General features: G+C 47.8%; 9 protein-coding genes and 1 pseudogene. 5 read left to right on the top strand and 5 right to left on the bottom strand.

All coding sequences use genetic code 11. The annotated features are described in order from the left end of the window. Positions 1-19: 19 nt before the first annotated feature. The 3 genes from GA003_09500 to GA003_09510 form a co-directional block, all read right to left on the bottom strand. On the bottom strand, positions 20-1,081 hold the full coding sequence (locus GA003_09500; GenBank protein QXD30162.1) for a hypothetical protein: 1,062 nt from the start codon (positions 1,079-1,081) through the stop codon (positions 20-22). A gap of 273 nt (positions 1,082-1,354) precedes the next feature. Next, positions 1,355-2,185, bottom strand: a complete 831-nt coding sequence (locus GA003_09505) for an alpha/beta hydrolase (GenBank protein ID QXD30163.1) — start codon at positions 2,183-2,185, stop codon at positions 1,355-1,357. A 47-nt stretch (positions 2,186-2,232) separates the two neighbouring features. Beyond that, positions 2,233-3,267 (bottom strand): DUF1080 domain-containing protein, encoded by a 1,035-nt coding sequence (locus GA003_09510; GenBank protein ID QXD30164.1) that lies wholly within the window; start codon positions 3,265-3,267, stop codon positions 2,233-2,235. Between the two features lie 108 nt (positions 3,268-3,375). Between GA003_09510 and GA003_09515 the strand changes: the two are divergent. The 3 genes and pseudogenes from GA003_09515 (at position 3,376) to GA003_09525 (ending at position 6,615) form a co-directional block, all read left to right on the top strand. Beyond that, positions 3,376-4,612 (top strand): annotated as a pseudogene (locus GA003_09515) (alpha-hydroxy-acid oxidizing protein). Beyond that, positions 4,609-5,544 carry an amidohydrolase gene (locus GA003_09520; protein ID QXD30165.1) on the top strand — a complete coding sequence of 312 codons (936 nt, stop codon included), beginning with the start codon at positions 4,609-4,611 and terminating at the stop codon, positions 5,542-5,544. The pseudogene GA003_09515 and the gene GA003_09520 overlap by 4 nt, the downstream one beginning before the upstream one ends. A gap of 138 nt (positions 5,545-5,682) precedes the next feature. Further along, a complete protein-coding gene (locus tag GA003_09525; protein ID QXD30166.1) occupies positions 5,683-6,615 on the top strand; it encodes a hypothetical protein in 933 nt (310 codons plus the stop codon). A gap of 60 nt (positions 6,616-6,675) precedes the next feature. Here the strand turns inward: GA003_09525 and GA003_09530 are convergent, their stop codons facing one another. Next, positions 6,676-7,758, bottom strand: coding sequence for an LOG family protein (locus GA003_09530; GenBank protein ID QXD30167.1), 1,083 nt, complete (start codon positions 7,756-7,758; stop codon positions 6,676-6,678). 313 nt (positions 7,759-8,071) lie between these two features. Here GA003_09530 and GA003_09535 point away from each other — a divergent pair, with 313 nt between their 5' ends. Together GA003_09535 and GA003_09540 are read left to right on the top strand one after the other, a co-directional pair. After that, positions 8,072-9,454, top strand: a complete 1,383-nt coding sequence (locus GA003_09535) for a DUF2271 domain-containing protein (GenBank protein ID QXD30168.1) — start codon at positions 8,072-8,074, stop codon at positions 9,452-9,454. 115 nt (positions 9,455-9,569) lie between these two features. Then, a complete protein-coding gene (locus GA003_09540) occupies positions 9,570-10,205 on the top strand; it encodes a PepSY-associated TM helix domain-containing protein (protein ID QXD30169.1) in 636 nt (211 codons plus the stop codon). Between the two features lie 55 nt (positions 10,206-10,260). Here the strand turns inward: GA003_09540 and GA003_09545 are convergent, their stop codons facing one another. After that, positions 10,261-11,751 carry a glutamate synthase subunit beta gene (locus GA003_09545; protein ID QXD30170.1) on the bottom strand — a complete coding sequence of 497 codons (1,491 nt, stop codon included), beginning with the start codon at positions 11,749-11,751 and terminating at the stop codon, positions 10,261-10,263. Positions 11,752-11,781 lie beyond the last annotated feature (30 nt).

The raw sequence follows: 11,781 nt of genomic DNA on the forward strand, positions 1-11,781 counted from the left end.
CACAGACTTAGCCTAAGAATCAGTTTTCAGCATAGGGAAACCAGATAATGCGATCGTTGTTACTGTCGGCGATATACAGCCATCCTTCATGCACGCGTGAGCCATGAGGGCGATCAAGCTCAATTTCTAACGGATTGCTCGAAGTTGCCGGACCCTTCACCTGCGGAACGCCTGCAACCAACTCAATGGTCCCCGCCTTGGGATCGTAACGTCGAATCACATGATTCTCTGTATCAGTGATTAAAATACGCCCTTTCGGATCGAGAGCCAGGTGTTTTGGACCATCCATGGTCGCGTGGATAGCAGGACCTCCGTCTCCCGAATAGCCTTTAGTACCTGCGATATTAATCACGGTTCGAATCCGGCCATCTTTTCCGACGACTCGGAGTGCGTGCCCACCACGTGAGCAAATGTAAAGATTGTCGTCTTCATCCAAGAGCACGGCTCGTGGATCTAAGAGCGGAGCTTCTGTTGCGATAGAGTCATCCTCAGGAACGCCTTTTACGCCATTGCCGGCTACCGTTGAAATGATTCCGGTTTTCATATCCATCTTCCGGATACGTCGATTGGGAAGGTCGTTAAAATACAAGACAGAATAATCTGAATTAAAACAGGGCGAATGTACTTGTGCGACTTGCGCCTTATTCCCGGGGCCACCATCTCCCGAAAACCCTGAAACACCAGTACCTATGATGGTTGAAATCTTTCCTGTCTTAGCGTCGATTTTTCTAACACGAGCATTGAATGTATCCGCTAAATAAATACTCCCATCCTTTCCAAGCACCAGATCGTGCATCCCATTGAAGTTTGCCTTCAAAGGATCAGAGCCATCATTCGCTCCTTGATCTCCCGCCTTGGGAGAGGTGGTCGATTGCACACCGGCAACCACCGATGATCGGCCATATTCATCTACCTTGATCAGGCGATTGGAGCGCACGTATTCCACGGCTAGCATACTCCCCTCCTTGTCGAACACGACGCTGAAGGGATCCACGGTTACGCCTTTGTCGGTCCACACCGTCCGGGCAGACAAAGTTAAGGCCGATACAGAGAAGATGGAGAAGAGAAGAAAAAGCTTCATACTCCTATAGCCTCAAATTCAAGGCCATAGATCGAGCCTAAATTTAGGGTATAGGTATCAGGAAAGATGCACCAGAGCCAGAATCCTAATATCTCTCTCTTTAAAAAGTTAGTCACAAATGGGCACCAATGTACACGAATAAATGGTGAATCCGACTGAAAATCTGCCATCATTGTATTCGTGTCTATTGTCAGGCCTTCTCATTTCATTCGTGAAGTGTTCATTGGGTTCTTGTGATCATCAATTGGTAGTGGTTAATTCCTTTCTTAAAATTCACTTATCTTTACAAAACCTCGCAACCAACTCACAAAATGCCTCAGTTATTTCGTAGTGAATACTATGCCCTACACCTTCAAAACGTTTCCATGTCCAGTTATCGGCTTGCAGCTCGGAAAAAGTGCTCAGGTCTTCGTCCATAACTCCACCACAGGCCGTGTCCGATTGCATTAGAAGTGCTGGACAAGTAACCTTTGCAAACTTCGCTTCAAAGCCAGTTCCCGGCCACAATCGCTTTTGCAAAGCCAATTCGAGCACTTCCGGATCCAGTTGGTGCAAAGTCTGCGCCTTATAAGCCGCCTGGTCTTCATCACCATCCCCATTGAATTCCAGAATCTCTTTTGCCATAGCCGACTCAGACAACCCTTTGCGGCACACGTTCAACCAAAACTCGAACACATCCCTCAGTCCCTCAATGGCAGGTCCAAAGCCTAGAGGCGGATCTTCCAAGACAAGCGCTTTCAACAGATCACCACGATCAGCAGCCAAACACAAAGCGATGCGTGCACCCATAGAGTGACCGACCAGGAAGGCTTTTTCCTGAACCACCGTTTCGATAAATCGAACCGCATCCTCAGTCATTAAACCAATATCATAAGCTCCAGGGTGCCCAGACAATCCATGCCCACGTTGATCGATGGCATAAACCTGATAATGATCGGTTAGATAAGGCAGCACCGGCTTCCACGTCCGCTGGTTACCTGACAGGCCATGCATCAATACAAGCGGTGGTCCATTGTTTGGTCCGACCGAGTAGGCATACTCAAATCCATCCAGACTTAGAGAACCAAGCTCCAAGCCTCTCAATGCCCCTGAGCTAGCCTCCATCTACTCCCATAGTTTCAATCGCCTTCACAATCGCGGAAATGCATGGGTCATTTCTCAACGACCCAGATATTTCTGAACTGAATCTTATTGCTGTGATCTTGCAAAGAGAGTCCGCCATTCTGTCCTGCTTCTGCCATGCCACGGCCTTTTTGAGTATTGGAGGTGGTTCCTTGGATATGGAAATTGTCGTGAATCTTCACGCCGTTGTGCCAGACCGTGAATACAGCGTCATCTACTTTGTTGCCATCCGAGTCACGACGGAGCCGCTTGAATTCCACATCGAACGTCTGCCACACGCCAGGGGCCCAGCACATGTTCACCTTGGGAGGTGATTGTTTGTAGAGTGCTCCACATTCGTTCCACATGCCGCCGAGGCCATAGCTGTCCAGAATCTGCACTTCGTACCCACCAGGAACAAAGAATCCACTGTTGGCTCGTTTCTGGCCGCGATGCTCCGGCTCATAAGGCAAACGAAACTCAAGGTGCACTTTCACATCACCAAAACTTTGGCGGGTGCGAATGGATCCACCCTCACCATTATTCTCTTTTTTAGGCAATACCTCGAAGTATCCGTTCTTGATCAACCAAGTAGGCGCTTCCCCTTTATCCCGTTGCCAGGCATCAAGATTTGATCCGTCAAAAAGAACAATCGCATTCGCAGGTGCCTTCTTACCCAAGGTAGGTGAAGCGCGATGCACACGCTCCAGAGAGAACGGGGTGTCGTATTGCCCTCCCTTTTTAACCCCCTTGAACGTATCTGTGGTAATTTCTCCCTCAAAGCCATTCTGCGCGAACTTCATCTTGCCGTTCTTCCAAGTTGCCTCGGTCTTCACTTTGAAATCCGCGCGCTTGTCGAATTCTTCAAGCATTTGGATCTCGTAAGTATCGTTTCCGAGACCAATCACACGGGCTACCAGATTAGGGTTGTTCTTGGCATTGCCATCCTTTGAGGGAGCATTCACCCAGCCACCTTGCCAATCACCCATGAATGGCGGGATGGGTTCCATATTTGCGATGGATGCTAGTGAAGTGCCGAACCAAAGGACAACGAGAGTAACGAATAAGGAGTATTTTGTTTTCATAGGGTAATGGATCAAAATTAACACCCTAGTTTGAGCGCGCTAGCCCAGGACATGCAAGAGTGAGATTAAAAATAAATGTCTTTCATCTGCCTTCATCCGTAGTTAGAATTGAGTATCATCAAAATCGATCCCACAACTAGTCGCCGCGAATTCTTAAAATTCCTTGCTGCAAGCCCTCTCCTAGCTGCCTCTGGATTCCCTAAGGATCTGCTAGCTCAATCGGCAGCCGATGTTGATATCGACCAGCATCTGATCAAGGCAGTCGATGAGGCGATCAATGTGTTTGATTTTGAGTCCGTAGCAAAAGCCAAACTACCTCCTGCACATTGGGGATATATCGCCAGCGGCGTTGAGGATAATGCCACCTTAAAGGCCAATCGAGCTGCTTTTAAAAAGTATCATCTTCGACCACGCAGACTGAACGACGTTTCACAAATAAACATGAAACGGAACTTGTTTGGCACAGAATGGGAAAGCCCCATCTTTCTTTGTCCAGTAGCCAGTCAAAAGGCGTTTTATCCGGAAGGTGAAATAGCGGTGGCCAGAGCGGCAAAAAAAGAAACAGCTACAGATACTATCCACAGCGGGGACTTCTTCCGTGGAAGACGTCAATAAAGCACGAGGGGCTCCCGTATGGTATCAGCTCTACACCTACGGACGGGACATCACACAGTCCATGGTTCGCAGAGCCGAAGCTGCAGGTAGTCCAGTCCTGGTCCTAACCGTCGACCAGCATCTTCCAGGGCAAAACAGCGAGACGCGCTTTCGCTATGAACGAAAGGACACGAGGAATTGCTTCGAATGCCATGATCCTGAGAACAGACTTAAAAACCGACCCATGTTTGATCATGTGAATCTGGATACCTATGATGGTGGATACCGATCGAAGATGACCTGTGACATCATCGGCAAGTTACGTAAAGTAACGAAGATGAAGATCGTGCTCAAAGGGATCGTCACTCACGAAGATGCCAAGCTCTGCTTAGAACACGGAGTCGATGGAATTATTGTATCCAATCACGGAGGACGCGCGCAGGAAACCGGCTGGGCGACCTTGGACAGTTTACCTGAAGTGGTGAAAGCCATAGACGGAAAGATTCCCGTGATGATCGACAGCGGTTTTCGTCGAGGTACCGATATTTATAAGACCCTTGCCTTAGGTGCAAGCACCGTAGGGATTGGTCGCACCTACCTGTGGGGTTTGGCAGCGTTCGGCCAGGAGGGCGTAGAGCGGGTTCTGAAACTGCTAAAACTGGAATTGCGATTGGCCATGATGTCTACTGGAGCCTTGAGTCTGGATGATATTGGTCGGTCCAGTATTGGATCATCTCTCCTGAACCGATGAATAACCCGATTTTCAATCGCAGACGATTCATTCAATCAACCAGCCTCGCTGCGGTGGCACTGTCTACCTCGACACGTTTGCTTGCTGATAACAAAAAACCCGACCTCATAGTTGATTGCCATGCGCACCTTTACGGTGAATATGAAAGTAAGTATCCGCCGCGGGAGAATCCGAACCGTCCGCCTGAAGGCCACGGCACCTTAGCTCACTTGAATCGTGAGATGAAAGCCAATGGCGTGAGTCATGTGACGGTCGTTCAACCGAGCTCTTACTATCAATGGGACAATCGATTTACCGCGGACACGACTCGCGACAATTCGGACTTTATTGCCGGTATCGTGACCCTTGACCCAGACAATCCCTATAGTCCTGAAATGCTGGAGTATTATGTTTCTCAATACCAGGTACGTGGCATGCGGAGTGTGCCGGCAAAAAGCGGTAGCTTCGATGATCCCGGTGTGAAGAAGCTGTGGTCCACTGCGGAACGACTGGGCATCGTCATCAACCCCCAAACCAAGCACGATAAGCACGAAGAGATAAAAGCCTTGGCAAAACGTCACCTAAAACTGCCCGTCGTGCTGGATCATTGTTTGGGACTCAGACTGGGAGACACTTACGACGTCACCTTGAGAGCGTGCCTTGATTTAGCCAGGTTGCCAAACGTGTATGCCAAGCTGACTTTGATCCCTCTTGGAACGAAAGAGCCCTACCCCTGCAGCGATATGCACGATACCTGCAAAACCTTGATTGATGCATTTACCCCGCAGCGTTGCGTCTGGGGAAGTCACTTTCCAACAGCGCTCTTCCAACCTGCGGTCAGCTATGCCCAGCACCTGAAGATCTTTACCCATGAGCTTGGGCTCGATGAAACGTCGAAGAAAGCAATCCTGGGGGAGACGGCGTATGGGCTTTGGTTTGGACCACTCAATTGAAGAAATACATTTGCGCTTCGCTTAAACCGCTCAATCACGCTAATTTAACGCTTAAAATTACAACGCTGCTTTATTAAGCGTACTTGCTTGTCCATCGAAGCCTACTTGGCGAAGTTGTAAGCGGTTAAAAAATACTCTATGAAAAAGTCACTCTACCTTCTCAGTCTGTTCCTTCTCCTTCCTTTTCAATCCAAGGCCGAGCAACTCAACGTGCTCTTCATCGGCAACAGCTACACTGCACGGCACAACCTGGCAGACGTCGTAAAGGAGATGGCCGAAGCGGGAAATCCGGGTCTGAACTTCAAGACTACATCAGTGATTTATGGAGGTCGCACGTTACGAGATCATTGGCGATTGGGCACGCAACATATTGTTAATCAGCACAAGGTGACCAAGGAGGAAATTCAATCAACGGTAGACCAACTCCAGAAAGCAGTTAACGATCCTAAGGACCGTTATGCACCGGCAGGCCTTAAACGACAGACAGCACTATTAAAGAACTTTCCTCCGAGTCGGGAGAAATGGGATATCATTGTGCTACAATCCTACCGTGATGATCTGAAAGGAGATGACTCACCCTACATGCAATACGCACCTAGATATGCGAAGCTTGCCAATGAGCAGGGAGCGAGAGTCATCCTTTATGTAACTACACCTACAACACAGAATGCGGAAGCAATAACCGCTACCCCAGACAAGGCACCCATTCTAAAGAAAACTCAATCGATAGCCAGGCTGGCTAATAAAATAGGAGCCGATGCAGCTCCTATGGCTTTGATAGCTCATCGCATACAAAGTCAACGTCCCGGCTTACCTTTACGTTTTATCAATGATCCGCACCTGAACCAGACGCTTTCCTATACCAGCGCCTGCACACTTTACGCAGCCATCTTTGATAAAACGCCTCAAGGGCTACCCGTATCTCAGGTCACTGATATCCGTTTCCTCGAAGGCGATAGAACGAAGGACCGCGATGGATTACCCATCACCAAAGTCTTCTCAGACAGAGACCGCGCCGACCTTCAACGTATTGCCTGGGAAGGCTATCAGGAATTCGAAAAACTCAGGTAGAGACTTTCGATGATCGTCTCCGTTTTACAAACACAACATTTCCTTAGCCAAATAGAAGAATCAAACCTCTGTAGCGGGATTCTTTCTTTCGCCTAACTGGGCAGTTAAATGCCGAACAATCTCATCTAGGTCATTAATGACCTTGAATAACCCATCGCCAGCCCAAGGGTGAAGAAGCTGGATCAACTCATCCCAGAATCCACTCTGAGCGCCATTAACAGGTCGGTTATATATGATAATAGGTTTTCCCCGAAGCAATTTATCGTCCATTTGCTTGAAGATCAGCAAAGCCAGCATTTCTTGCACTGAGCCAGCGCCTCCAGGCAAAATAACGAAAGCATCGGAACGCTCAATCATCGCTTCCATCCGCGTATAGATATCCGGACGAAGCCAGAAACTGGAAAGTCCCTCAGGCAAACCTTCCAACTCAATGATGTGAGGAACATTAGAACCCCCAGTCCAACCACCTGCTTCGACTGAGCCTTTGACGACTGCTCCCATAATTCCGGTTGTGCCGGCTCCAGAAACACAGCCCAGATTGCTCTCGGCAAGCAATTGCCCCATCTTGTACCCAGCATCCAAATACTCTTGATCTTTCAAGCTGGCAGAACAAAAGACACACACATTGCCCCTATGACCTTCAGGCTCAGGGGTTTCAAATGAGTCACTTTTGTTCTCGGTGATTTTCTCACGACCCGCGTCAGGAACCCCATCGCGCCTTACTTTTTCAAGATCATCCAGCACTTCTTCTGGATCGTTTGATTCCAATAAAAATTCGCGGACGTTTTGATGAATAGCTCCAAACGACTGAAGATCATCAAGCAACTTATAAAGGCCATCCCAAGAACCATCTGAATTCAAAATGACCGCCGGCTTCCCCAACAGATTCTCATCCATCGTCTGGTAGCCAACAAAAATGGAAAGGGCTTTGAACAAATCCTCAATCGAGGCACCCGGCATAAAGACAAATGCATCCGATTCCTCCACCTTCTTCTCGATATTGGATAGCGAGATCCGCTGATCGCCATTGGAATTATAGATATCCCAACCATTCGCAAATAGCTGATACAGCATGCGAGCCCGAGTCTCCCGATTCGGATCATCGGCACCGCTGACAGTTCCTGAAAGTCTAACAAATGGCATTTAGTGAATGGTTCTTAAGAAATTGAAAGGATCATATTCTCAGCGTTGAGATGTCATGAGCAAGGTTGAAACCCACTCACAAGCAACTCAGCTCAGTTTCAAGAAAGTAAAGAGCCATATAGCTTCATTTTGTGAATCAAAATCGGCAACCTGCTGGCAATCCGGCGAACTTAAGTTATAGTGTTTGGCATGAGGAAGAGCAAAAAGTGAGCCAAGGTGGATTTCTGATCGTCTATTAATAAATGATTTCATTCCCAACATATCTCAATCGCGCTGATACCTTATGAACACAAGGCTCCCACGCTGAAGAAGCGTGCCCTTCTTTCTCTATTTAACCGGGTTAGCAATAGGATGGAATACACCATCTGGAGCAGGAACTTACACCTTTCACTATGAAGACGTTTTAGGTACCTCCTGTGAGCTCATTGTCGAAACTAAACTCAAAGCGGATGCGGAGAATGCAAAGAATTCAACTCTCGCTGAAATCGATCGCCTGTTGTCGATATTGAGTACCTACGATCCTCAAAGTGAAATCAACCGGTGGCTCAATATGCCCAAAGGTTCCCCCTGGCATATACCTAAAGAAATTATCGAATTACTCGTGGCTTGCGACTGGTGGTCAATAAGAACAAACGGTGTATTTAATCCACAAATAGGAACCCTTTCAAAGATCTGGGAAACCGCTGCTCTGAATGAGAAAATGCCCGATCCTTTAGTCCTTCAAAGGGCTCATTCAAAGATACAGAGCTCTGCCTGGGAGATTGATGGAGCCTATGAAATGGTGACACTGAACAGAGCGATTGACTTGAATCTAAACGCGATTGCCAAAGGCTACATCATAGACAAATCCTGCGAAGCAGCTCTGGAATCTTCAGAAGACATCGAAGGAGTTCTACTGTCTATTGGTGGAGATTTACGCATTATGGGAACCATCGAAAAGACTGTCGGCATTACAGATCCTCTTGCATCAGCCGAAAATGCCCCACCTCTGACTCAACTCATCCTTTGGGATCATGCCGTCGCTACCAGTGCCAACTATGAACGTGGGTATAACATTCAAGACACTCATTATTCTCACATCTTAGATCCAAGGACAGGTTATCCGGCTTCGAATGAAATCCTCAGCACAACTGTTCTATCTGATTCAGCAATACAAGCCGATGTTCTTTCCACTTCGCTCATGGTTTTAACACCTGAAGAAGGAATCCAACTCATCGAAAGCCTTCCAGACACAGAATGCCTGCTCGTCTGCAGAGATGAACAAGTTCGAAAAAGCTCAGGGTTTAGCCGCTTCCAAATCGTAAAAGACGAGACGGCTGCAAAAGAATCATGGGATGGCCTATATCCCCTTGAACTGAACTTTGAAATCAACCGTCCCGGCGGCCGAAGATACCTCCGACCCTACGTGGCTGTTTGGATAGAAAACGAAACGGGCCAGGTTGAAAAAACACTCTGTTTATGGATGGAAAGAGTCTCAAAATGGATATCAAAACTGACTCGCTGGAATCGAACCCAAGGTCTTGAGCAAAAAACGGTCCACACGCTCACACGAGTCACCAGAAGGCCAGGAAACTATAGGCTCACCTGGGATGGTACAAATGATTATGGAGACCGGTCACCACCAGGCAACTACACACTCCTTATTGCAGCGGTCCGAGAACATGGGACCCACCAACTAATTCGCGAAACCTTTTAAGCGAGTGAAACTGCCTTTGAAAGACCATTAAAAGGAAATATAGAGATCACCAACCTTCATTTGAAATACGGCCCAAGTAAGGAGTAGGTATCAAATGAGAATGAAGGAGCATACCATGCAATCAGATCCACGCAAACGCTCAACTCACCATTTGTCATGGCTGGCACGCTGGCTTCATGTGTATCTTTCCATGCTTGGATTGGTGGCACTGTTATTTTTTTCAATCACCGGCATCACCGTAAATCATCCGGATTGGTTATTCTTCGACCATGAAACCATAAATGAATATAGCGGAACACTTCCCGAGGAATGGATAAGTCCTAACGACCCAACAGAACTGGATGACTACACTAAGGGCGTTAACAAACTGGAGATCGTAGAATACTTTAGAAGCACCCATAAAATAAGGGGATTAGTGAGTGAATTCAGTGGAGACGAATGCCAGCTAATGATAGGGTTCAATGGTCTTGCCTATACTACATACGGGACAGTTGAACGCGAAAACGGAAGCTATGAACTTACCGAATCAACTTTGGGATTCATGAGCCTGATGAATGATCTGCACAAGGGGCGAGATACAGGTGTAGTTTGGTCAGCCGTCATTGATACATCTGCCCTGGTAATGATTATCGCTTCACTTACAGGACTTTACCCCTTGTTTGGACTCAAGAGACGCAAACACATGAGAATGCTCGCTGGATTAGCTGGAGGTATCGCCTTCCTGCTATTCTATTTACTCTTTGTACCATAAAAAAAAAGCTGTTACCTTTAAAAGATACCAGCTCTCAAAATTATTAAATCAATACTTAGCGAGGAAGATAGCTCTTACCCATCAAGTATGCATCTACAGCTTGTGCAGCTCCACGACCTTCATTGATGGCCCAGACGATCAGGCTTTGCCCACGTCGTGCATCACCAGCAGCAAATACACCCTCTACATTGGTAGCATACTTTCCGTATTCAGCTTGTGCATTGGAGCGTGGATCTTTCTCAACACCGAGTTGATCCAGCACACCGCCTTCAGGTCCTAGAAAACCCATCGCCAAAAGAACAAGGTCAGCTTCGATGACCTTCTCTGAGCCAGGAACATCCACCGGAATCATCCGACCGTCATCCTGTTTTTGCCACTCGATCTGACAGGTGTGAAGTTCCTTCACGTTCCCATCTTCATCACCGACAAACTTCTTGGTAGTCACCAGATAAGAACGAGGATCGTCACCTTGGATGGCGATCGCTTCTTCTTGTCCATAGTCGACTTTCAATACCCGCGAGTACTGCGGCCAAGGGTTTCCAGCTGTTCTGGAATTGGCCGGTTGAGGCATGATCTCGAGCTGTTGGACATGCTCGCAACCATGGCGCAAAGATGTACCCACGCAGTCGGTACCGGTATCACCGCCGCCAATTACGACGACATGTTTTCCATTGGCTGAAATATAGTTTCCGTCCTCAAGCTCACTATCCATGAGGCTTTTTGTATTCGCCCCCAGGAACTCCATCGCGAAATGAACACCTTTAAGCTCACGACCCTCAACTGGGAGGTCGCGTGGCACCGTGGCACCCGTGCAGATCACAACCGTATCAAAACCTTCTTTCAGTTTGTCGGCAGCGATGTCTTTCCCGATCGTTGTATTACAAACAAAGGTCACGCCCTCGTCTTCCATCAACTTGATGCGGCGCTCTACAACGTGCTTCTCCAATTTCATATTAGGAATGCCATACATAAGCAATCCACCCGGGCGATCCGCACGCTCGTAGACGGTTACTGTGTGCCCGGCAGAATTCAACTGAGCTGCACAAGCAAGACCCGCGGGACCTGATCCAATTACGGCCACCATTTTACCCGTCCGCTCTTCTGGAGGATTAGGAGTTACCCAACCCATTTCAAAACCACGATCAATGATAGATACCTCGTGGTGTTTGATGGTTACCGGGGGAGCATTGATCCCCAACACACAGGAACTTTCACAAGGTGCAGGACATACACGTCCGGTGAACTCAGGAAAGTTATTGGTCTTCAACAAGCGAGCCAAAGCATCTTTCCAGAGACCGCGGTAAACCAAATCATTCCATTCCGGAATCAAGTTGTTAACCGGACAACCAGCAATGCCAGGACCTTGATCAGATTCAGCTGCCATACAAAATGGCACGCCACAATCCATACAACGAGAGGCTTGTGATTGAATATCACTCACCGCCATCTCGGTGTGAACTTCTTTCCAGTCGCCCACTCTGATTATCGGATGCCGGTCCTCAGGCAGGTTTCTATTGATGTTTAAAAATCCAGTAGGGTTTCCCATATCTAAAATAGTTTATTAGTTCTCCGATTA

The organism is Opitutia bacterium ISCC 52, from assembly GCA_014529675.2.
GTDB lineage: Bacteria > Verrucomicrobiota > Verrucomicrobiia > Opitutales > UBA2995 > UBA2995.